Genomic DNA, 22,891 nt, shown 5'->3' on the forward strand with positions numbered 1-22,891 from the left:
TGTCCGTTGAAGCCTGAAGCTTCTATATCAAAACAGAAAAAAGAAGTTTACTTTCTTTTTTATTTGCATGTTGTCACTTAGCAGTTAAGTATAACAGATTGCCCCTGAATAATCAAATGATTTATTAAAGTTCCAGCTCGGCCGGCGTTTTTTCACCCGCGTTCATGAGCTTGATCTGCTTCGGTTCAATTTCGAGAATCACCAGGTTCGGATCGTCTTTTCCGTCAAACCAGCGTTCCAGTTTCGGATCCCACAGCTTTTCTTTTAAATCTGCTGAGTTGTTCAGTTTGGCGGTTCCGGCCACTTCCACATAAGCGTCACCGAATCCTTCACAGTCATACCCTAACAGAATATGAACATTCGGATTGTTTTCAATTTCTTCCGCTTTATGAGTGTCTTTGCTCGTCGGCGTGTAAATCGTTAAGCCGTCATGGAAAAATGTCATGTAGCGTGAATGCGGTTTGCCTTGCTCTACCGTCGCAAGCGAACCGACTTTATGATGATCCAGTACTTCAAGCACTTTTTCTTTGATTTCATTTTGATTCATGAAGAATCACTCCTTTTTAACGTCTCCGCTGTTACTTTTCCACATTGGGGAGACATTTAAACCAAGAAATGTGCTCTTCTGCCGATCTTCGCTCCATTCCCGCTTCAGCATGCTGTAGTTCACTGTGTCATGATAGGCGCCCTGTACGAAAATGCCTTCTCTCGTCAGTCCTTCTCTCTGAAATCCGAGCCGTTCCGCCACCGCCCTGCTTTTCGTGTTTTTTTCAGCAGCGCTGATCATGATGCGGTTCAGCCCGAGGTCCTGAAATGCATGGGTGATGACCGCCCGGCAGCTTGCGGTGATAATGCCGAATCCTTCATGCTCTCGATCCAGCCAGTAGCCGATCTCTGCTTTTTGATTGACTGTATCGACATTATGGATGCTGATCATGCCGCAAAACCGGCCCTTCACAAAAATTCCGGCGTCAAACCCATTCTCTTCCGCATATTTATAACGCCATTCGGGGATGATCACATCGCGGTACGTATCAATGTCAGCCAGTTCTTCCGCCCAGCTGAGCCATTCGCTGAGATGGTTTTGATTTCGCTTCATAACAGAATACAATTCGTCCGTATCTTCTTTGGCAAGCAATCTGATCGTCAGATGTTCCCGGATTTGACAGGAAAACACGACCGCACCTTCTTTCCTTTATTAGCCATTATACAGATAAATTTATTTTTTTCCATACAAAAAAGATGAGGCGTGCAGCCTCATCCTTAAATGCGCGGGTCGGTGAAAACATCGTGATCATCCGTGCTTGTCGATGACATTTCCGTAACGACCGCCCCTTCTTCTCCCGCTTGAAACCAATGCTTCGTATCCGGCGGAATGGTGTATTGTCCGCCCGGCTCAAGCACAATCTCATGCCAGACGGTGTAGTATTCCTTGTCTTCTTCCGGCGGGAGGACGCTTGGGTTCTCTGTCTTTTCGCCTTCCACGTAGAGATACACCTTCCCCCAGCGGCAGCGGAATGTCTCTTGTTTTCCCTTCTTGCCGCCGACCGGCGGATGGCGGTGTTCCGGACACGTCTGGCGCGGGAAGAGCACCAATTCTTTCGAACAGTAGCGGTCGGTATTCACGTAAATAAACAGCTGAAGCCCGGTTTCCTCAAGCTTGCCTAAGCCGTAATCCATGATTTGAATGTCTTCGACTTCATCATCAGTCAGAACGATTCCCGCTTTTTGATAGTATGCATTCACGTCATGTTTCGATATCGTCATCGGTCAGCCTCCTTATGTGGTCACAAATCTGCCGCCGTTGACATGCAGCGTCTGTCCGGTCATATAAGAGGATTCGTCTGAGGCCAAGAGCACATAGCAGCCGACATGCTCAACAGGCTGGCCTGCCCGGCCCATCGGCGTATCCTGACCGAAGGAAGCGACTGTTTCTTCTGAGAATGTCGCCGGAATAAGCGGTGTCCAGATCGGCCCCGGCGCCACGGCGTTGACACGGATACCATCGTTGACGAGCGCTTGCGCCATGGATCTCGTAAAACCGTTAATCGCGCCTTTCGTAGCCGTGTAGTCAATCAGCTGCGGGTTGCCTGTGTAAGGATTAATGGATGTCGTATTGATGATCGCGCTGCCCGGCTTCATGTAATCAATCGCTTTTTTAGTCAAATAAAATTGTGAGTAAAAGTTTGTCTTAAAGGTTCTGTGAAGCTGCTCGCTTGTGATGTCTTTAATGCTTTCTTTCGGATGCTGTTCCGCGGCGTTATTCACGAGAATATCAAGACGCCCGAATTCTTCAACCGTTTTTTCAACGGCTTCATTGCAAAAGTCTTCCTCACCGACATCGCCGGGGATTAACAGACATTTTACTCCTTCTTCTTCCACTCGTTTTTTTGTATCTTCCGCATCATCGTGTTCATCAAAATAGACGATCGCGACATTTGCGCCTTCCTTCGCGTAAGCAACCGCAACGGCGCGTCCGATACCGCTGTCGCCCCCTGTGATGAGCGCGGTTTTCCCTTTTAATTTGTCAGCGCCTTTATATTCTTTGTATTCGTAAACAGGCGCCGGATTCATTTCGCTTTCAATGCCCGGCTGGCGGTTTTGTGATTCCGCCGGGAATTCCTTCGGATAGTTTTCCATGTCAAGTTCCTCCTTCTGGTTCGTTGTCATATTTCTTGTCTACCTCTGCTGTCTTCCGGATAAACATGATTGAGACAGTTCAAAACGTTTTCGGAGAAAAATGTTTCACATGGAACGCAAGAAAAAAACCCGGCTGGCAGCCGGGTTTTTGTTCTCTATTATGAACGTACCGCTTGTTTGCGGAGCACGTCTTTTCTCACTTTTCCAAGGTTGTTTTTCGGAAGTTCGCTGACGAACTCAATGTCCGGAATTTTAAAGGCAGCAAGACGTTCTTGAAGGAATCGGGTCACTTCTTCTTCTGTCAGGTCTTCTCTGCCGTTTGTCACGATGAACGCTTTCGGCTTTTCGCCGTAGAGCGGATCAGGGATACCGACAACCGCTGTTTCGAGAATTCCCGGCACTTGCTGAATGACTTCTTCAATCTGGTCAGGATAAATATTATCGCCGCCGTAGATGATGACATCTTTATAACGTCCGGTGATAAAGATAAATCCGTCTTCATCCACATAGCCGGAATCGCCGGTATGGAACCAGCCGTCTTTCAGCACTTTTCGTGTCGCTTCTTCGTTACCTTCGTAGCCTTTGAATAAAAACGGACTTGTCACAACGACTTCTCCAATTGAGCCTTGCGGAAGGACTTCACCTGTTTCCGGATCTACAACGCGGACGTCCACTTCTTCCATCGGTTTACCCGCGGAAGCGGCTTTATCCATTCCCATTTGCGGATTCCAAGAGCTGATGCCCCACGCTTCCGTGCTTCCGTATCCGTGCATGAGCGGGATGCCGATGTCGAGATACTGCTGGATCAGGCTGCTTGGCACCTTTGTGCCTCCCGTCATCATATAAACGATAGAAGACATGTCAGTCTGGTGCGTTTCCCATGCTTTCAGCAGGTATGTGAAATAGACTGGCAGCGCCATGATGGTTTGAATTTTTTCTTTTTCGATGAGCTTCAAGTTTTCCACAGGGTCCTGATTGTCTGTCATAATGAATGTCGTTCCGCTCATCGTGCCGACCATCTGGCAGATAATCGCGCTCGTATGGTAATTCGGATGGCATGCTAAGAAGCGGACATGCTGCATTCTCCCCGTGTAAGCCAATGTCGCGTTTACGTAGTTGTATATGCCGCCGTGAGTGATCATGCAGCGTTTCGGATTGCCGGTTGTACCTGAGGTAAACATCAGCAATGCCGTATCGTTTTCAGACACCGTTTCGACATCCGGTGTATCACCGGAGCCTGTCAATAAAGCGTCAAACTCAGGCGTTGTCTCCGCAGCTGTTCCTGTCTCGATCTTCAGTTTAAGAGAAGATACCAGCGCAGGAAGAACTTCTTCCATAATCTCTTTAAATTCAGTGCCGAAAAAGACAGCTTTCGGTTCACAGGCTGCTAAAATGCCTTTCATTTCGTAAGGTGTTAATTGCCAGCTGACCGGCACAACAACCGCGCCGATTTCGAGTGCCGCAAACATGACAATGGATGACGCGTGGCCGTTTTTGCAAAGCATCGCCACTCTGTCGCCTTTTTTTATTCCTTTATCAAGAAGCGCTTGTGCAAGCTGGTTGATTCGTTTTCGATATTCCGCGTAGGTCAGGGTATGCGCACCGCTTTTTACAGCTTCGATCTCTTCGCTATTTGAAATGTCATGCAGAATCATATGCTGTAATGTCTCCATATTTTCATCTCCCATAATCATAAATCACAAAAAACTCTGTCAGATTTTCTTCCTCACGCAACCCATTTTAAACCAAAAAATATAACTTGTAAAACAATTTTGTTTTAGAACTATTCCATTCATGAATGATACAATAGTCCCATGTTTTTAGTTTCTTCCCTTCCCCTTACCCTCATACATGCAGAAAAAAACACACCCCATATGAGGTGTGCGCTTTCTGTTTACCGCTGTCCTTTCTCCTGAATGAAATGATAAAACAGCTTGTTTAAACGTTTGTATAAATCGGCTTCATCCTCTGTCTGGAAGGCTTTTATACTGTCTTCGGACTCGATGATGGCGGAGCTGACCGCACTTAGTATTTCCGACCCTTCAGCGGGCATATCAGCCGGCGCCATCATCACCAAAGCGCGGCCGACGGTCAGGGAATTTCCGTCCATGCCTTTGACACTGCATGGAGCTGTCAAATCATAAATTTTGAAAAAAGGCGTGACAATTTCTTCATTTTTGAGATGGTACAGCGCCATCGCCGTTCCCGGAATGCCGAGTCCGCCCTGTCGTTCACGCTCTGCAAGGCGCTGTGCGGTTTGTTTGGCATTACGGACAAATCCTTCTTGCTCAAGCATGGCAAACAAACGATTCAAAAACAGTTCGTACGCCGTGTTTGACTCAATGGATTTGATCGAAAAGTTCCGCAGCACGCTTTGGATAACCGCCGCATAATGTGCCATACGGCCGGCCGCTTCCAGCATATCAGGCGTCTCCGGCTGCTTCTCTTCTCTTTTACCGTTTCTTTTTTTGTCAAGAATCAGCGGAATTTTTCTTTTGATGTACTGCTTCACCTGATCAGCGTCTTCTTCGTTTAAAAGCGGACTGACCATGACGTAATCAATGTTTCCATACGGGATCGGAACGGTGGATACGATCATGTCATACGCGGTGATGTCTCGGTCCTTCAGTTCGATGAGGGAAGACATATCAAAGGAACGGATTTCCGGAAGCTCCTTTTTCAGTCTGGATGCGAGCATTTTGGACGACCCGATGCCGCTGGAACAGACGATCAGCGCTTTGATCTTCGCTTCTTCCCGTTTGATTTCCAGAGCGGAGCCGAAGTGAAGAACGATGAAAGCGATCTCATCATCAGAGAAAAGAAGCCCCGGAAAGAATTTTTCCATTCCTTCTTCTACGGCCATGTACAGCAGAAAGTAGTCGCGTTTAATTTGCTCGGTCATCGGGTTGTACATGTCGATATTTTCTTTCACCCGGTTGATCGCAGGCTCCAGATGGGCGATTAAACCGTCGTATAAAGAACCGTTTTCCGTCAGATCAATTTTGATTTTTTCAGAAATGAAGCCGATCAGCTGCTTCGTTTGCAAGGCCGTTTCAACTTCAATGTTTTCCGGTTTGAATTCCGTTTTGTATTGGCGGTTGGCGCTCCGCAAATGAATGGTGATATAACCGATCTCAGCTTCCGGAATTGAAACGCCGAACGCTTTTTCAAGCTCTTTTGCCATTTCCATCGCAGAGCCGTACTCCTTCGTCTGCTGCAGCGCTTTTAGTTCCGAAGCCTCCATCGTGATGGTTTCTCCGAGTCTGATTCGGTCCATCGCAAAGGTTAAATGAACCGCAAGCGCCATGTATGAGCTGTCAGATAAGGCGATCGCGATTTTTTCCTTGAGCTGAATCAAGAGCCGGTCCATTTTCAAAAGTTCCGCTTTATTTACGACGCCGAACATTTTTTCAGCATCGTCAGGTTTTCCTTTAATATTGAATTCAACCGCTTCCAAAAAGCTCTGAATATCAAGCCGGTTGACGATGAGATTGCCGACGATTTTCCGTTTCGCATTTTCCGGACCCGTCAGCTGTATGCCGAAGCCCCTTTTTCGGATCAGCGTCAAGCCGAAGGGCGCGATCCAGGTCTCCAGCTCATCCAGATCATAACTGATTGTCGCGTTTGTCACTTGCAGTTCGTTCGCCAGACTGTAGAGCTTGATCGGCTCTTGCGACTCTAATAGTGAACATAGAATTAAAAGTTTCCGCTCCTCAGCGCTGTATTCATGCTGTTCATAGGACAGGTCTGACAGGAGTTTTTGTTTGTCCTCCGGGTTCCCTACCGCTTTCAGTCCTTTGCCGGGCTGTTTATCAAGTGCCAGACCGAATGATTCCATCATCGGTTTGATTGTTTTTAACTCGCGGTGAACGGTTCTTGTGCTGACTTGTAAAGCTTCTGCCAGTTCATGCACTGTCTCGTAACGGTTCTGCAGTAATAGATGTTTCATTAATTTTTGTTCTCTCGCTGTCATATACATGAAACGCGCCTCCAGATTTTCTAGTTGTGAGAAGTATGGCATATGGGGAGTGCTGCCGGGGAAAGTGATGTAAATTATAATATAAAACGCTTTCAATGATTATTCAACCATTTTCAAATGGCAATTTGGCACTGGGCCGTGTGACAGTATTGAAAAAGAAAAATGTGTCAGATAATATGCCATGACGCTTGTTACTCTTGATCCGCACGGCTATACTTCAAAGTGACCTTACTTGTTTTTAGACATTGCACACCACATAAACAAACGCCCGGAAGATACCTTCCGGGCGTTTGTTCTGTTTATGGAATATCGCAGCCTTGGACACCGGTATAAATCCTGAACCACTGATCATGGCTGAGTTTGTACGCGGATGCACGCACCGCGGCGGAAATGCGGTTCTCTTTTCCGCTGCCGACAATCGGCATGATGTCTGCCGGGTGGGTGAACAGCCATGCGTACATGACTTCGTCAATGGAAGCGGCGCCGATTTCTTCCTGTACGGAACGAAGCGCGGCACGGATTCGGAGGGCCTTATCTGATTGTCCTGTAAAGACGCTCCCGCCCGCAAGCGGTGACCACGCCATCGGCGGAATGCGTTTTTCCAGACAGAAATCCAGCGTGCCGTCATGAATATTTTCCAGCTTGTACGCCGAGATTTCAATTTGGTTTGTGATGAGCGGATCATCCAAATAAGATTCGAGCATTCTGTACTGGTGCGCTTTAAAGTTCGATACCCCGAAATATCTGACCTTGCCCGAGCTTTTCAGCGCGTGAAACGCTTCAGCCACAGCCTCCGGATCCATAAGCGGGTCCGGTCTGTGAATGAGCAGCACATCCAGATAATCCGTATTCAGATTCAAAAGCGACTGCTCCGCCGACGCTAAGATGTGAGACTTCGACGTATTATAATGATGCGACTTGTTTCCTGGCCGCTCCGGTGATTCAATGACAATCCCGCATTTTGTGACGATTTCGATTCGCTCCCTTATTGAAGGCGAAAGGGACAAAGCGCCGCCGAACAGCTTTTCACACGTATAACCGCCGTATATATCGGCATGATCGAAGGTGGTGATGCCTTGGCTGATACACCATTCAATCAGATTCAGCAGCTCTCCGTCTGAAACATTCCATTCGTTCAGACGCCAAAGCCCGTGTATCACTCTTGAAAATTCCAGGTCTTCAGCCAATTGAATGCGCTGCATGTGAAATCCCCCTTTTTCTTAGAGCCTCTTGTATCTCTGTTTTCAGGAATTGCCCATGCTGTTTCATTCTGCTTCGGCGGCCGATTTTCCTTTCAGCCCGCAAAAATCGTCATTTAATGATTCTGAAACTGCTTTTTCGCTTTTTCAACGACGTAATGGCTTCCGCCGCGTTTTTTGACGTCTTGAATCATCATCGCGATCAAGAGGTCTTTCTTTTTATAATCGTAACCGACAAACCAGCCGTTTTCTTTGCCGTCTTTATCTTCTTTAGACGTTTTCAGCTCGGCTGTACCGGTTTTTCCGGCTACGGTAATGCCGCTTACGGCCGGCTGATATGCAGAGCCGCGCGGATCTTCAACGACGCCTCTCAGCCCTTTCGTGATTTCTTCGGCATTGGCTTTCGACACCACTTGCTTATGCCAGATTTGCGGTGTTTTTTCTCCGTCTTTGATCAATGTCGGTTTGACGAGATTTCCGTCTGTTACAAATGCGGTATAGTCAGCCGCTAAGTGCAGCGGAGACATCAGCATCTGCCCCTGGCCGTAGCCCGTATCTCCGAGAAGGATCTCGGAATCAAGCTTGCCGTTAGCGATTGAGGACTTTTCAATCGGAAATTGGTACGGAATCTCTTCATCAAAGCCAAATGTTTTTAATCCTTTTGTAAACGCGTCCGCTCCGGCATCTATGGCATTTTGCGCAAAGTAGATGTTGTCCGATGTGATCAGCGCGTTTTCGAGATCCACTTCATTCAGGCGCTCTGATACGCGTGTGACATGGTAACCGCCCCAGCTCGAATCTTTCTGCCACTCTTTTCCGGTGATTTTTTTCTTTTCCGATGCTTTCAATGTGCCGTTTGTCAGGCCGACTGCCGCGGCAATCGGTTTAATCGTTGATCCCGGCGCATAAAGTTTGTTGAATTTCGCTGAAAACGGATTGTTTTTATCTTCATTCAGCTTTTTCCACTCTTTTCCGCTCCAGCCGAAAAGAAAGCCGTTCGGGTCATAAGACGGTGCGCTGACGAGCGCGAGTGTCTCTCCCGTTTGCGGTTCGAGGGCGACTGCCGCTCCGCTGTCATCTTTCATAGAATCATACAGCTTCGTCTGCGTTTTCATGTCAATCGTTACATGAATATCCTGCCCGCTTTCGGCTTTCTTTTCAGCAATGACCTCACCTGTTTGCGGGACGTAAATTTTCCAGCCGGTCTTGCCGCGCAGCTTGTCTTCATATACATTCTCAAGGCCGGCGATGCCGATTTTGGAAGTATCGCTGTATTGGCCGTCTTTCGCTTTTTTCAGCTGCTCCGCTGTGATGGTTTTAATATAGCCGGTCAGATGGGCCGCTTTTTCGCCGTACGGATAGTAGCGGGAGCTGACTTTCGTTTTCGTCACGCCGTCTAATGCAAGCAGGCTTTTGACCTTGCTTTCATCATCCGGTCTGATTTTTTGAATCGGGACATAGGAGTCGTCTTTTACCCAGCCCTGGTTCAGTTTGCTTTTGATATCGTCTTCAGAAAGGTCCAGTTTTTCAGACAGTTTTTTGATCACGCTGTCTTTATCCCTGCCGAGTTTTCCAGGGATAATGCCGATTTCCGGCACCTCGGTATTCACGGCGAGACCTTTTCCGTCTTTGTCGTAAATTTGTCCGCGCTTCGGTTCCTCATTTGCGATCTGCACGGTTTTGTCATCGGAAAGCTGTTTGAAAATAAAAGAAGGATTCCAGTCAATGTTCCATGATTCTCCATCGTCTGTTTTCTCTTTTTTCAGGACGGCCGTGTTTTCAAAAGCGACCTTCCCTGCTTTTGTATCCATGCTGACTTTATAATCGATGTGCTGGAGGTCATCTTTTTTCTTATCGTCTTCGTCCTGTTTTTCGGCAGTAACTTTCAGATTTTTGACCCCTGCTTGTTCATAAATGGTTTCATATCGTTTTACAAAATCCTTTTTGGATCGTTTTTTCTTTTCATCCTGGGTGAGGCTTTGGTACATCTTATCGTAATGACCGCCGTTCCAGTCTTTTACGAAATCTTTCATTCTGTCTTCGGCCGATTCCGTTTTCGAGCAGCCGATCAAACCTATGATTCCTGCGAGTAAAAGTAATAGGTATAACCCTTTTTTCACTGTCAATTCCCCTGCCTTCCAACTGTTATTTTCTCCTAAACCAAATCAGGCTGGCAAGGATTTTTTTCTCATAGCGTTTAAAATTTTTTTGTTTTTCCGGCCGTCACGGCCCATATTTTTATACAATGTATCTATTAAAAAAAGGAGGAATTTCAGATGATCAGAGAAGCAGCCATGCTGTATGTAAAAGAAGGTCTTGAGGGGGAATTCGAAGAGGCATTCCGCCGGGCGGAGCCGATTATCGCGGGCATGAAAGGTTATCTGTCCCATTCCTTGTCCAAATGTATGGAAAAGACGCATAAATATTTGCTGCTTGTGGAATGGGAGACATTAGAAGATCATACAAAAGGCTTTCGCGGATCGCCGGAATATCAGGAGTGGAAAGCCTTACTGCACCGTTTTTATTCACCATTTCCCGTTGTGGAGCATTTTCAGGATCTATCAGACTCAGATCGCGTGAAGCGTAAAACCGATTAAGGAGATCGACCATACAAAAACGGCGGTATAGATATTGAATTTCCCGGAGCCGTCGTTTTCTTTCCGTTTTTCCTCCAGCCCCTGAATGAACATGACCGCACCGAGAAACACGAGCATAACCGGCTGTATGACGGAGGTATGTTCCGCATACGTAAATGCGGCGGCCGCAAGTATAATAATCAGCATCGCGAGTGACAGTTTTAAGGCGCGCAGCAAAGCAATCCATCCTTTCTGTTATCATTTTTTGAACACAATTCTATTTCTGTCTTTATCCCCCATTATTCTAGCGTACTTTTTGCGCGGATAGAACGAAAGTCGGACAATTTTAAGTTTGTTTTAAGGAGCACGAAAAGCGCGCTCCCCATGAAAAGGAGCGCGCGGTTTATGAGCGGGCGAGGCTTCCGTATCCGAGCCCCCGCAGGACGCATGCCATGACTTCATACCCCTTGCTGTTGGGGTGTACGCGGTCATAAGAAAGATATTCATTCATTTTTCCTTTGAAAGCGCTGTGGACGTCGGCAATTTTGACGTGCGGCGCCGATGCGAGTGTGCTGAGGTGCGCATTATAAGAGGATATCCATTTTTCTGCAATGGAGATGCCCGGGAAAGGATTGTATAAATTGAAGACGCGGATCTCATAAGGAGACGGGTGCGGCCCTTTTAAGGCAGCAATCTTGGTTATCATCTTTTCAAAGTTCTCATGGCAGTGACTGGACACGCTGGTGAATACCGAAGCGTCCGATGTTTGCTGATATGCCTGAACCGAATCGATCAAATCGTTGCCGCAGCCTGTAATCGTAATCATATCAGCAGCCTGAATCCGCCTCTGAATGTACGGGAAGGACATAAGCCCGAGAATTTCTCCCGTCTCAAGGCCTGATTTGGCAAAGATGGATACGTCGGTTCTTGTCTGTAAATCTTCTGCCATCATGCGCCCGAACCGCTGGACAAAACCGGCGGAAAACGGCCCGGATCCCCTCCCCGTCGTCAAAGAATCCCCCAGCGCCGTATAAACAAGTCCCATTTACTTTCCTCCACTCGTTACTATCGATATTGTAATGTACGCGAGTGAAGAAAAATTGGCTCGGTCAATAACCTAATTTCTCAGAAATATGCTGTGCGGCGTTTTTGACCTTTTCGGTTAAATACGGCAGCCTGTCCTCTGAAAACCGGGCTTCGAAGCCGGCGATGCTGATTCCGGCAGCCACCTTACCTTCGTGATTGAAAATCGGCGCCCCGATCGCCGCCGTATAATCTTCTAATTCCGAATAGCTGATCGTATAACCTGATTGCAAGGATCTTTCAATGGAGTGAAGCAGTTCAGCCCGATCCGTCATCGTGCCTGAGGCGATTGCGGTAAGCTTTGTCTTCTGAATGTATGTGTCAATCTCCTCTTCCGGCAGAAACGATAAAATGCTCCTGGCGCACGCTCCCGCGTACAGCGGCGACCGGCGGCCGATTGCCGTATACAGGCGGACGGTTTGGGTGCCTTCAATTTTTTCGACGTAAATGGCTTCATCCCCGTCCCTCATGATCAGCTGAACGGCCTCATCCACTTCGCTGCACAGCTCTTCCATAATCGGTTTGGCTATTTCCCTGATATCCAGACGTTCAGAGACGAGCTGGCCGAATTGTAAAAAGATCAGACCAAGCTGATAACGGCCGTCCGCCGCCCGGGTGAGAAACCCCGTTTCCTCCAGTGAGCTTGCCATCCGGTGAACCGAAGTCTTCGGCATTTCCGATAGAGAAACCAGTTCATTTAAGCTCAGGCTCGGTTCAGTGAGAAACAAATGAAGCAGTTCCATTGATTTGATGACGGTTTTGTTTTTGTTTTCCATGGTCTTTAGCCCCTTTGTCAGATCAGCCATTCCATTTTGAGCCTTGCTTTCAGCTCCTTCAGCTGCTGTTCCTTCTCCAAAAGCAGCATTTCCGCTTCCTCCAGCGAAACGGCCCGGAACGTAATATGTTCCCCCGGCATCGTTTGGGCGACGAGAGGAAGATCGGCGGATATGATATGCGCCATTCGCGGATAGCCCCCCGTCGTCTGTCTGTCAGCCAGCAGAATAATCGGATTGCCGTCCGGCGGCACCTGCACCGTTCCGAACGTCACAGCCTCAGATACCATTTCCAGCGGCTCCCGCAATTCAAGCGGAGCGCCCTTCAGCCGGTAGCCCATTCGGTCGGATTGAGGCGTGACCGTATATGACTCTTGATAAAAACGTAATTTTGCTTCTTCTGTAAAAGCGTGAAATTGAGCGCCTTCAAGCACTCGTATGACCGGATTTTTTTTCAGCGGCAGAAACCCTCTGCTGCTGACAGACCAATCAGGCGCTGAGAAACCATACTGTCCGAAAGAATCGCTCAGACGGTACGCGATTGATTCCGAACATGGCGTCATACGGCCGAGCGGCAGCTCATCATCTTTTTGCAGCGCTCTTCCGCAAAAGCCGCCGATCCCCGCTCTGACATACGTGCTTTTGCTTTCCATGACGGCGGGCACATCAAATCCCCCCGCGACGGCGAGATAAGCGCGGCTCCCCATCTTGCACGGCCCGAATGAGACGACGCTGTTTTCCTTTATCAAAACCGGTTTCCACAGAGGGGCGGGCTCCCCATTAATATGAAAGGCGAAATCCGCCCCCGTAACGGCAATAACCGCGGGTTCTGAGAACTCAAAGGAAGGCCCTGGCCCCATAAGCGTAACTTCAAGCCCCGCCTCTTTTTCTTGATTTCCGGCAAGAAGATTGGCGATGCGCAGAGAGATCGTATCCATTGCGCCGCTTCCCAGCACACCGTATTTCTGATATCCCGTCCGCCCCGTGTCCTGAACCGTCGTCAAGAGACCGGGTTTTACCACTTTCATACTCATTCGGCTCCCTCCTTGATGCGGCTGTACTCCTCTGCTGTGATCCGGACGAATTTCACCGTATCACCCGCTCTCAATAGACTCGGCGGATGTTCTTCCGGCCTGAAAAGCCGGAGCGGGGTGCTGCCGATCAGCTGCCAGCCGCCGGGAGTGGATATCGGATACACACCGGTCTGCATTCCCGCGATTCCTACTGAACCGGCCGGGATGGACGGCCTTGGCGACGCCTTTCTCGGCGCTCTGATCCGCTCAGACATTCCACCTAAAAACGGAAATCCCGGCGCAAATCCAAGCATATAAACGAGATATTCGCCTTCAGTATGAATGCGGATGACGTCTTCCGGGGTCAGATCGTTCATTTCAGCGACCTCTTCTAAATCGGGACCGAAATCTCCGCCGTAGCAAACGGGGATTTCCATCACCCGGCGCTCTTTTTTGCGGCCGGTCATTATATGGCTGAGACGTTCTGTCACTTCTTTCTTGACCAGGGCAAAAGGAGAGACGCCTTTTTTTATGTTTGAGACGGCAGACACGTCATAAAAGACCGTTAAGCTTGTGAATGCCGGAATACATTCAACGAAGCCCGGAAACGGCCGTTCTTCCATACAGGCTGCCGCCGCCTGCACCCGGCTGTTGACCTCTTCGCTGATGTGCCCGCCAAAGCGGATGATAACGGCGGAATCACCGTACGGCTGTATATCAAGCGCTGTATTTCCGCTATACTGCATCATTGTCATCACCTCGTTGTATTCTTTCTCACTTACAGGACAGCAAGCGATTCATTTTGTATATCGGTGATCAGCATGTGCCCCGGTGAATGTGTTATTACGATATCAGGCTTTGCTTCCATGATCACCGCCTGGGGTGTAACGCCGCAAGCCCAGAATACGGGAACTTCACCTTCCCGCACCGTTACGGCATCTCCGAAATCCGGCTGATGCAAATCGCTGATGCCGATGCTTTGCGGATTTCCGATGCGGACGGGGGCGCCGTGCACGGCGGGAAAACGTGACGTGACCTGCGCCGCGCGGACTGCCAGCCTTTCCGGAATCGGTCTCATGCTGACGACCATTTTTCCTGAAAACGGGCCCGCCGGAATACAGTCAATATTTGTTTTATACATGGGAACGTTCACGCCTTCATCGATGTGCCTGATCGGGATGTGCTGATTAATAAGGGCCTGCTCGAATGAAAAACTGCAGCCGATCAAAAACCCGACATAATTATCCTTCCAATACGGCGTAATATCCGTTACCTCTTCAGTAAGCACGCCATGCCGATAAATCCTGTATTTCGGAAAGTCCGTCCGGATATCAGCTCCCGGCGCCGCTATTGCCGGAACGGGTGAACCCGCATCCGTCACATCAAGCACCGGACAAGGCTTTTGATTGCGCTGGCAGAATAAGAGAAAATCAAAGGCAAGATCCTTTTGCAAAACGACGAGATTGGCTTGTGCGTAAGAAGCGGCCAACCCCGCCGTCGGCCCGGTCATCTGCCCTTTCCTGATAAGCTGTCTGACTTCTTCGGGACTCATATCACTCATATGGTTTTTCATATCATCAGCTCCATAGCTGCGGCATTTGCGAGAATAATGTATAGATGCCCATAACCGCCATGACAACCACTACGATCGCCCCTGCAATCGTGAGCCAGATCGGATGCTTGTAATCGCCGACGATTTTTTTCTTATAGGCGCCCAACAGAATCATCGCTAATGCAAGCGGCAGAATTAAGCCGTTAAGCGAACCGACCGCGACCAGAATTTTGGCAGGCTGGCCGATCGTGACAAAAATAAGAGTGGATACAATAATAAAACCGATAATTACGCCATGTGAGTGCTTTTCGATTTTTGCCGAAAACGATTTGAAGAATGACACCGATGTATAGGCGGCGCCGATGACAGACGTGATAGCGGCAGACCACATGATGACGCCGAAAATTTTATAGCCGACATTTCCCGCCGCAAGCCGGAATACAGAAGCCGCGGGATTATCAGGATCGATGCGCAGGCCCTTTGAAACGACGCCGAGCACGGCGAGAAACAGGGCAATCCGCATAACAGATGTAATCAAGACGCCTGTGACGGAGCTTTTCGTCACCTGAGGAATGACTTCCTTCCCTTGGATGCCTGAATCAAGCAAGCGATGGCCTCCGGCAAATGTAATGTATCCGCCGACCGTGCCGCCGACAAGCGTCACGATTGCCAGCACACTGATATGATCAGGCATAAAAGTTTTTACAACCGCGTGTCCGACCGGCGGACCCGTCGTTACGGCAACATACACCGTCAATACGATCATGACGATTCCGGCGATCTGCATAAAACGGTCCATGACTTTTCCGGCTTCCTTTATGACAAAAATCAGCACCGCGACCGCTGCGCTGATTAAAGCGCCGATCTCCGGTTTGATTCCGAATAATACTTGAAGACCGAGACCCGCGCCGCCGATGTTTCCGATATTAAACGCAAGTCCGCCGAGCACGACCAGAAAAGCAATGGCATAACCGGCGCCCGGAAGCACCATATTGGCAATCTCTTGGCCGCGCTTTCCGGAAACCGCGATAATCCGCCATACATTGGTTTGCGCGAAAATGTCCAAAATAATAGAAATTAAAATGATAAAGCCGAAGCTTGCCGCCAATGTATTGGTAAACGTGGCCGTTTGCGTCAGAAAGCCGGGCCCGATTGATGATGTCGCCATCAAAAATGTCGCGCCTAAAAGAAGCGACCATTTGCCGGAAGCCTTTCCGGCTGTTTTTTTCTTTTGCTCCATGCTGTCTTCCTCCCTCTGCTGCTCAGTCTTTTGCAAGCGCGCTGATTTGAATGTCTGCCGCTTTTAATTCTTTTTTGATTGTTTTTGCGAATGTCAGCGCGTGGGCGCCGTCTCCGTGAATGCAGACCGTGTCCGCTTTCAGGTTTACAGCTTGTCCCTTACGTGATGTCACCGTGCTGTCTTTCACCATTTGAATCACTTGACCGACCGCTTTTTTGTCATCCTGAATCAGCGCATCCGGCTCTGAACGCCGCGTCAGCGTGCCGTCTTCCTGATAGGTGCGGTCCGCAAACACTTCGCTTGCCGTCCTCAGTCCGATTCGATCTCCCGCTTTAATCAGCTCGCTTCCGGAAAGCCCGAAAAGAATAAGCCCGGGATCAAAATGACAGACCGCCTGAGCGATGGCTTTTGACAGGCCGGGATTGACGGCGGCCATATTATATAAAGCGCCGTGCGGCTTCACATGCTGCATCTCGACACCTTCCGCTTTTAAAAACCCTGACAGCGCGCCGATTTGATACAGCGTCAGATCATACGCTTCCTCGGGCGTAATCGCGATCTGCCGCCGCCCGAATCCCTGCAGATCGAACAGCCCGGGATGAGCGCCGATTTTCACGCCTTTTTCCGCCGCAAGCGCAACCGTTTTGCGCATCACGCTGGGATCACCCGCATGAAAGCCGCAGGCGATGTTTGCAGATGTCACATAATCCAAAATCTCTTCATCCAGTCCGATTTTATAAGCACCGAAACTCTCTCCTAAATCACAATTGATGTCAATCTGAAACATAAGCTCCCTCCTGTATTGTAAACGTTTTATTTTATTATCATTCCGATATTTGGAACGACTATTCCGAATTGTTGGATTTCTCTTCATTATATTTAATTCTGACAAGTTTGAACATCCTTTTGTCAGAAAACCTACCATGGACCTAGTCACAAATCTGACAAAACAAAAAAAGAGAGCCTCATGCTGAGACTCTCTCTTTTTTCTATTATAACACCCAGTGGCGGATCGCTTTGGCGACCCCGTTTTCCGTGTTGACATCAGTCACCCAGTCAGCTGTTTCTTTCACGATGTCCTGCGCGTTCCCCATGGCGACGCCGACACCCGCTTTTTCGATCATGGCAATGTCATTCAGACTGTCACCCATGGCCATCACATTTTCCATCGTGAAGCCGAGTTTTTCCGATACCTTCGCCAGCGCAGCCGCTTTGTTGATACCGAGGGCATTGACTTCGATGTTGATCGGACTTGAGTTTGTGATTTCGAGCTCCTTGTATTCCTTGAGCTCTTTCAGCACCTCATTCCGCACTTCATCATCCTCGATTTCGAACCCGAACTTGAGCCACTGATGATCCGTAATCGTTTCCGGGAATTCCCCTCTCCACACTCTATCGACGGTAGAGGCCCAGAAATTCGTGTTGTGCTTATTCCTCAGATCCCATAATTTTTGAATATGATCGGTATGAAGAAGCTTGCGCTCAACCAGCTCAAAGTTGGAATCCCAGATTTCGCTGCCGTTTGCCGTGATTAAAAAGGATGACAGCTCGAGAGACTCAGCCAGTTCGCGGCAGGTCATCAGCGTGCGTCCTGTGCTGATGACGACGTGAATTCCTTTCGCCTCCGCTTCCTTGATCGCCCGCCGGTTTTCCTCCGGGATGAGCTGCTCGTCATTGAGCAGGGTTCCGTCCATATCAATCGCGATCAGTTTAATATCTGCGTCTTCTCTTTGTATCGGCATATATGTACCTCACTTTTTATATTGTAGTCGTCTCTATTTTAATACATATGACCCACAGGAACAAAAAACCGCTTCCTGCGTTTGGCGGGGCGAGCGTTGAGGAAAAGAAATATTGAGGTGATGGAGGATGAAAGAAAGAAAACAAAAGAACAAACCGAATGAAAATCCTGAACATCATGATTTAACGGATCCGATTCCGCTGGAAGAGCTGAAGGAAAACGCCAATGACGAAAAACACAAACATGACCAGAGGGACAATTCACAAAGTGAGAGAGATTATGATACAAAATAACACGCTTGTCCGAAAGCCGCCGGTGGAGGCGGCTTTTTTTACGATGGCTGGATAAATATGCTGAGCTCCGCTTCCGCCACAGGCTTCCCGGCAACGGACGCTTTCGCCCGGCCGAACACAAAACCGCGTCTGATTCGCGTGACCTCAAAAAAAAGATCCAGACGGTCTCCCGGCAAAGCGGCACCTAACCTTTCCGCTTTCTTCACCGCGGATAAGAGACCGAGACCGTCACCGCCGGTAATTCCCGCGCAAGCCGCCGTTTGGGCCATTGCTTCAACGACGAGCGAAAATGGCATCTCTCTTTGGTATTCAGTTATAAACCAGTCATTTTCACTGATGTTTTTGTAAGCAGCCGCCCATTTTCCGGCTTCACTGTTCGTCGTGCCGTCAATCAAAAGAAACGGAAAACGATGGGGCAATAGCTTCTGATTCATCACGCAGCCTCCCTTCCCTCTCATTATAACGCAAGAAAAAACCCGCGTCCCCCCGACGCGGGTTCATTTTTATTGATTGAGCTTTTTGAGCACGATGCCGTGCAGCGGTTCATGCGGCTGAATACCGCAAATGTCTTGAAGAACGCCGCTCGTGCCTTTTTCCGCGATAAGCTTTTGCAGCTCAACCGCTTCCGGATCATCCTGATAGTCAAAGCGCAGGGCGGCGGCGATACCTTCCGCCAGCGCATTCGGTTCTTTTATTTTTTTGGCCGGCCCTACTAATCTGTCATTCGCTCCGAGTTTTCTGAGCGGTGATCTGGCGACTCTTGTCACATCATCCGTGATGTATTCATTATCAAAGCGGCTGATGATTTTTTTCACGTACTGCTCGTGTTCGGCTTGCTTAAAGCCGTACGCTTTCACCAAGTACTCGCCCGTTTCTGAAAGTGCATCGTACACGACACGCCGGATTTCCGGATGGCCGATGGCCTCTTTGACGGTTTTTAATCCGCGCTGATAGCCGACATACGCCGTGACGGCATGCCCGGTATTGACGGTAAACAGCTTTCTCTCAATGAAAGGCGTAAGATCATCCGTAAACAACGCGCCTTTAAGTACCGGCTGATCGCCGGCAAAGCCGGTTCTGTCTATGACCCATTCAAAAAACGGTTCTACGGATACTTTCAGCGGATCTTCATGGTGCTGAATCGGCACGATCCGATCTACCGCAGAATCCGGGAAGCCGACTGTCCGGTTCACGAGTTCCCGCTCCGCTTCCGTCAAATGTCCGAAAACTTCTTTTTTCAGAAAACTGCTGCCGCCGATCATATTTTCACAGGCAATGATATTGAGAGGCTCAGAGGACGTTCTGCGCTTCAGACCTTCCGCGATGGACGGGGCGATGAGTCTGAGAACGTTCGGGCCCACCGCCGTCGTAATGATCGCCGCTTCATTGATCAGCCCGTACAGCTCTTGTTCTTGCACCGCGCTGTTGATGGCTGAAACGGGGCCGATGATTTCTGTCTGCCTGCCGCCGTCGGCAAGCTCCACGGTATATTCCTTCTTTTCATTGAGAAGGCTGACCATCGTTTCATTCACATCAGCGAAAACTACGTCATAGCCGGAATGATGGAGCAGGGCGCCGATAAAGCCCCGCCCGATGTTTCCCGCTCCGAAATGAAGGGCAATCATGTCAGTTCACCTCACTGAAAATAGCGGCCAGTTCTTCTTCCGTCTTTGCACTGATCAGCCGTTCGATGTTTTCTTCCTCTGAGCAGATGATGGCGATGTTTGACAGGATGTCTAAGTGTTCATTGTTTTTTCCGGCGATACCGAAAACGACCTTTGCCGTATTGCCTTCACCATATTCCACACCGTTCGGAATCTGGATGACGGAAATGCCTGAATGAAGCACCTCATCCTTCGCATCTTCCGTTCCGTGCGGGATCGCAATGAAATTTCCCATAAACGTGGATGATGTTTCTTCACGTTCGAACATTTTTTCCACATAGCCGTTCTTCACGTAACCGTTATCAATCAACGTCTGTCCCGCCAGGCGGATGGCATCCTCTTTTGAGTTCACTGTCTGGTTCAGTTTGATGTTCGCTTTAGCCAATACTTCCATGATGAAGATCCCTCTTTCTGTTTGATTAGTTTTTAAGCTTTTCAATCAGTTCATCGTATTTCGGGCTGTTTAAGAAATTATCAACCGAAATGTGCACCGCCTGCGGCAGCTTCGCTTTCGCGCGGTCAGTCAGGTCCTTATGCGTAATGACGATATCCGCGTCATTCGGAAGATTATTGATCGACGTATTTGTCACATCAATATCCAGGTCTGCTTTTTTCACTTTGTTTCTTAAAATGGAGGCGCCCATTGCGCTCGATCCCATACCCGCGTCACATGCGAAGATAATGCGGCTGACTTGGTCAGCGGAAATATCAGCGGCGCTGTTTTCCGGCTCTTCCTCTTTGTCTGCCAATGCGGCCGCCGCTTCACTTTTCCTGCCTTTCATTTCCTGCACTTTTTCCGCCGCGGCTGTCAAATCTTCTTCGCCCGCTTTAGACGATTTCAGAATAAGCGCCGAGACGATAAACGATACGGCCGCGGCAACGATGACGCCCGCCAGCACGCCGAGATAGCTTCCTTTCGGCGTCAGCGCCAAAATGGCGATGATGCTTCCCGGAGATGATGCGGCGACAAGACCCGCGTTAAAGATCGAGAATGTGAGCAGTCCGCTCGCTCCCCCGGCGATCGCCGCGAGGATCAGCATAGGTTTCATTAAAATGTAAGGGAAATAGATTTCATGAATCCCCCCGAAGAAATGAATGATCGCCGCTCCCGGAGCTGTCGATCTTGAAGAGCCTTTCCCAAAGAACATATAGGCCAGTAAAATACCGAGTCCCGGTCCGGGGTTCGCTTCCACTAAGAACAGAATGGATTTTCCCGCTTTGGCGGCCTGCTCGATTCCGATCGGGCTTAAAATGCCGTGGTTGATCGCGTTATTCAGGAACAGGACTTTCGCCGGCTCTACGAAAACGCTTGCAATCGGCAGCAAATTCGCGTGAACAATGACTTCCACACCCGCCGCCAGCAATTTGTTAAGAGACAGGACGACCGGGCCGATCGCATAAAACGCGATAATCGTCAGCACCGCGCCGATAATTCCCGCCGTGAAGTTGTTGATCAGCATTTCAAAACCCTGTCTGACTTTATCTTTAAACAGACGGTCTAATTGTTTAATGAGATAACCGCCCAAAGGTCCCATAATCATTGCCCCTAAGAACATCGGAATGTCCGCTCCGACAATGACTCCGATGGCGGCCGTCGCTCCGACGACTCCCCCGCGGTGATCATAGATCATTTTTCCGCCCGTATATGCGATTAAAAGCGGCAGAAGATACGTAATCATCGGGCTTACCAATGTATTCAGCTGCGGATTCGGAAACCATCCCGCCGGAATAAACAGCGCGGTGATAATTCCCCATGCGATAAATGCGCCGATATTCGGCATGATCATACCGCTTAAATAACTGCCGAACCGCTGTATCTTCACTTTCATGCCAGCTTGCTGTTCTTGCTGCATGTTCATTCCCTCCCTGTTTGCCTGCCTTCAGATGAAAATAAATAAGACACGGGGTTTCTCTCTCCCCTGTGTCTTCATCATAAAACGCTTACAATCCTCATTCAATGAAAAGTAAAGAGGAGTTTGGCACAGAGACTGTGACAAATCCTTAACAAAAAAAGACACCTCATCAAAGGTGTCTTACCGCTTTCTGTATATAATGTGTCCTTTTGTGACGACGAGCTTGGCAATGAGCCGCTCACTGACAATAAACACCGGATACGCACATACGAGCGCGAAAATGGCGGCCGGCACATACCGCGCTGCCGGAAACATCGGCATGACGGCGGTTCTGGCCATCTGCACAAGATAAATCAAAAGCACCGTGATCGCAATGGCCGCAGCCATAATCGGAGCTGATACTTTATATTCACGCAATTTCACATGGCAATGCCCGCACTGAAACTGGCACGGGATCATCGATGATCTGACCATGTCGCCTGTAATCGGCTTGCCGCAGTTCGGGCAGGTCGTTTCTTTCATGTTTATTCCTCCATTCAACTCTTCTATTATAACAGAGTCTGACTGCGTGTTTTACATTTGTGATTGTTCAACATTTTTTCACATATTTTATCATCAGGCTCTTGTGTGCATTTGTGAAAACATCTACTCTTAGAGGGAGGTTCATCACTCATTCGCATAAAAAGGAGGATGCAGAATTGCTTCCGATTCACAGACAGCAAACCTTGCTTGAATGGCTGAAAGAAGAGGGCGCGCTGAAAATCTCTGACATAAGCGAGAGATTCGGCGTCTCCGAGATGACCGTGTACAGAGACGTCAATCAGCTGGCGGATGCAAACCGGATTATCCGGACACCCGGCGGCATTACGCTCCCTCCCGCTTCAGAACGAAGCGCCAATCAATGCGGCTATTGCCTGCGGCCGATTCAGCATTCGTATTCTGTTCAGCTTATTACCGTTTCACAAACCGTTGAGCAGATGTGCTGCATTCATTGCGCGATTTTGCGGTATGAGGATAAAAAGGATGAAGTGTCCCACGTCATTTGTAAGGATTTTCTTCTTCAGACGACGCTGACGGCAGCTTCCGCATACTTTTTAGTCCATGCCGATATTGACCTTCACTGCTGCCGGCCTCAGGCGATTCCCTTCTCAACGCTTGATTACGCAGAACGGTTTCAAAAAGGATTCGGCGGGGTCATTTGCACCTTTGACGAGGCGGCGGACATCATCTTACACGACAGGCAGAAGGGATGCACCTGCAGCAAGACATAACAACAACCAACCGG

At 49.0% G+C, this 22,891-nt stretch carries 25 protein-coding genes; 3 read left to right on the forward strand and 22 right to left on the reverse strand.

Features of this window, described 5'->3' with window-relative positions; translation table 11 throughout:
• Positions 1–124: 124 nt before the first annotated feature.
• From AC2CGA_RS15605 to AC2CGA_RS15640, 8 genes are all read right to left on the reverse strand, one after another.
• The gene (locus tag AC2CGA_RS15605; RefSeq protein ID WP_003156270.1) at positions 125–547 is read right to left on the reverse strand and encodes a pyridoxamine 5'-phosphate oxidase family protein; all 423 of its coding nucleotides are present in this window, start codon (positions 545–547) and stop codon (positions 125–127) included.
• Between the two features lie 6 nt (positions 548–553).
• Complete coding sequence (locus AC2CGA_RS15610) at positions 554–1,177, reverse strand: GNAT family N-acetyltransferase (protein ID WP_117614492.1); 624 nt, start codon at positions 1,175–1,177, stop codon at positions 554–556.
• Positions 1,178–1,263: 86 nt separating this feature from the next.
• On the reverse strand, positions 1,264–1,767 hold the full coding sequence (locus AC2CGA_RS15615) for a D-lyxose/D-mannose family sugar isomerase (RefSeq protein ID WP_057080613.1): 504 nt from the start codon (positions 1,765–1,767) through the stop codon (positions 1,264–1,266).
• 12 nt (positions 1,768–1,779) lie between these two features.
• Positions 1,780–2,640, reverse strand: a complete 861-nt coding sequence (locus AC2CGA_RS15620; RefSeq protein ID WP_015388697.1) for an SDR family oxidoreductase — start codon at positions 2,638–2,640, stop codon at positions 1,780–1,782.
• Between the two features lie 158 nt (positions 2,641–2,798).
• Positions 2,799–4,313 (reverse strand): class I adenylate-forming enzyme family protein, encoded by a 1,515-nt coding sequence (locus AC2CGA_RS15625; protein ID WP_015388698.1) that lies wholly within the window; start codon positions 4,311–4,313, stop codon positions 2,799–2,801.
• A gap of 221 nt (positions 4,314–4,534) precedes the next feature.
• A complete protein-coding gene (locus AC2CGA_RS15630; protein WP_003156277.1) occupies positions 4,535–6,619 on the reverse strand; it encodes a BglG family transcription antiterminator in 2,085 nt (694 codons plus the stop codon).
• 299 nt (positions 6,620–6,918) lie between these two features.
• A complete protein-coding gene (locus AC2CGA_RS15635) occupies positions 6,919–7,821 on the reverse strand; it encodes an aldo/keto reductase (RefSeq protein WP_043866837.1) in 903 nt (300 codons plus the stop codon).
• Between the two features lie 113 nt (positions 7,822–7,934).
• Positions 7,935–9,938 (reverse strand): penicillin-binding transpeptidase domain-containing protein, encoded by a 2,004-nt coding sequence (locus AC2CGA_RS15640; protein WP_072588294.1) that lies wholly within the window; start codon positions 9,936–9,938, stop codon positions 7,935–7,937.
• Between the two features lie 156 nt (positions 9,939–10,094).
• Here AC2CGA_RS15640 and AC2CGA_RS15645 point away from each other — a divergent pair, with 156 nt between their 5' ends.
• Positions 10,095–10,415 carry an antibiotic biosynthesis monooxygenase family protein gene (locus tag AC2CGA_RS15645; protein WP_003156282.1) on the forward strand — a complete coding sequence of 107 codons (321 nt, stop codon included), beginning with the start codon at positions 10,095–10,097 and terminating at the stop codon, positions 10,413–10,415.
• Here the strand turns inward: AC2CGA_RS15645 and AC2CGA_RS15650 are convergent.
• The 9 genes from AC2CGA_RS15650 to AC2CGA_RS15690 form a co-directional block, all read right to left on the reverse strand.
• Positions 10,386–10,601 (reverse strand): YczI family protein, encoded by a 216-nt coding sequence (locus AC2CGA_RS15650; protein ID WP_369719110.1) that lies wholly within the window; start codon positions 10,599–10,601, stop codon positions 10,386–10,388. The two genes, AC2CGA_RS15645 and AC2CGA_RS15650, sit on opposite strands and share 30 nt — an antisense overlap.
• Positions 10,602–10,797: 196 nt before the next feature.
• Positions 10,798–11,439, reverse strand: coding sequence for a spore germination lipase LipC (gene lipC / locus AC2CGA_RS15655; protein ID WP_072588295.1), 642 nt, complete (start codon positions 11,437–11,439; stop codon positions 10,798–10,800).
• Between the two features lie 64 nt (positions 11,440–11,503).
• On the reverse strand, positions 11,504–12,253 hold the full coding sequence (locus AC2CGA_RS15660; RefSeq protein ID WP_349686288.1) for an IclR family transcriptional regulator: 750 nt from the start codon (positions 12,251–12,253) through the stop codon (positions 11,504–11,506).
• Between the two features lie 17 nt (positions 12,254–12,270).
• Positions 12,271–13,278, reverse strand: coding sequence for a 5-oxoprolinase subunit C family protein (locus AC2CGA_RS15665; protein WP_088005481.1), 1,008 nt, complete (start codon positions 13,276–13,278; stop codon positions 12,271–12,273).
• Between the two features lie 2 nt (positions 13,279–13,280).
• A complete protein-coding gene (gene pxpB, locus AC2CGA_RS15670; RefSeq protein WP_024084894.1) occupies positions 13,281–14,012 on the reverse strand; it encodes a 5-oxoprolinase subunit PxpB in 732 nt (243 codons plus the stop codon).
• 29 nt (positions 14,013–14,041) lie between these two features.
• Positions 14,042–14,836, reverse strand: a complete 795-nt coding sequence (locus AC2CGA_RS15675) for a putative hydro-lyase (RefSeq protein ID WP_079005219.1) — start codon at positions 14,834–14,836, stop codon at positions 14,042–14,044.
• A gap of 4 nt (positions 14,837–14,840) precedes the next feature.
• Entirely contained in the window at positions 14,841–16,055 is a 1,215-nt protein-coding gene (locus AC2CGA_RS15680; RefSeq protein ID WP_003156289.1) for an NRAMP family divalent metal transporter, read from the reverse strand.
• 22 nt (positions 16,056–16,077) lie between these two features.
• On the reverse strand, positions 16,078–16,842 hold the full coding sequence (locus tag AC2CGA_RS15685; RefSeq protein WP_484480224.1) for a 5-oxoprolinase subunit PxpA: 765 nt from the start codon (positions 16,840–16,842) through the stop codon (positions 16,078–16,080).
• Between the two features lie 205 nt (positions 16,843–17,047).
• Positions 17,048–17,797, reverse strand: a complete 750-nt coding sequence (locus AC2CGA_RS15690; protein ID WP_003156292.1) for a Cof-type HAD-IIB family hydrolase — start codon at positions 17,795–17,797, stop codon at positions 17,048–17,050.
• A 127-nt stretch (positions 17,798–17,924) separates the two neighbouring features.
• On the opposite strand from AC2CGA_RS15690, the gene AC2CGA_RS15695 reads away from it, so the two are divergent.
• A complete protein-coding gene (locus tag AC2CGA_RS15695; protein ID WP_003156294.1) occupies positions 17,925–18,089 on the forward strand; it encodes a hypothetical protein in 165 nt (54 codons plus the stop codon).
• A 38-nt stretch (positions 18,090–18,127) separates the two neighbouring features.
• Here AC2CGA_RS15695 and AC2CGA_RS15700 read toward each other — a convergent pair whose 3' ends face one another.
• The 5 genes from AC2CGA_RS15700 to AC2CGA_RS15720 all read right to left on the reverse strand — a co-directional run bounded on the left by AC2CGA_RS15700 (position 18,128) and on the right by AC2CGA_RS15720 (position 22,128).
• Positions 18,128–18,523 (reverse strand): 3-hydroxyacyl-ACP dehydratase FabZ family protein, encoded by a 396-nt coding sequence (locus tag AC2CGA_RS15700; RefSeq protein ID WP_079005217.1) that lies wholly within the window; start codon positions 18,521–18,523, stop codon positions 18,128–18,130.
• A 69-nt stretch (positions 18,524–18,592) separates the two neighbouring features.
• On the reverse strand, positions 18,593–19,714 hold the full coding sequence (locus AC2CGA_RS15705) for a mannitol-1-phosphate 5-dehydrogenase (protein WP_015388702.1): 1,122 nt from the start codon (positions 19,712–19,714) through the stop codon (positions 18,593–18,595).
• A gap of 1 nt (position 19,715) precedes the next feature.
• Positions 19,716–20,147 carry a PTS mannitol transporter subunit IIA gene (locus AC2CGA_RS15710; protein WP_003156302.1) on the reverse strand — a complete coding sequence of 144 codons (432 nt, stop codon included), beginning with the start codon at positions 20,145–20,147 and terminating at the stop codon, positions 19,716–19,718.
• Positions 20,148–20,172: 25 nt separating this feature from the next.
• Positions 20,173–21,612 (reverse strand): PTS mannitol transporter subunit IIBC, encoded by a 1,440-nt coding sequence (locus AC2CGA_RS15715; RefSeq protein WP_139885543.1) that lies wholly within the window; start codon positions 21,610–21,612, stop codon positions 20,173–20,175.
• Positions 21,613–21,786: 174 nt separating this feature from the next.
• Positions 21,787–22,128 carry a hypothetical protein gene (locus AC2CGA_RS15720; RefSeq protein WP_003156306.1) on the reverse strand — a complete coding sequence of 114 codons (342 nt, stop codon included), beginning with the start codon at positions 22,126–22,128 and terminating at the stop codon, positions 21,787–21,789.
• 176 nt (positions 22,129–22,304) lie between these two features.
• On the opposite strand from AC2CGA_RS15720, the gene AC2CGA_RS15725 reads away from it, so the two are divergent.
• A complete protein-coding gene (locus AC2CGA_RS15725) occupies positions 22,305–22,877 on the forward strand; it encodes a DeoR family transcriptional regulator (protein ID WP_014304349.1) in 573 nt (190 codons plus the stop codon).
• The last annotated feature ends 14 nt before the right edge of the window (positions 22,878–22,891 follow it).

It is taken from the genome of Bacillus sp. SYZHCR11, from assembly GCF_057196865.1.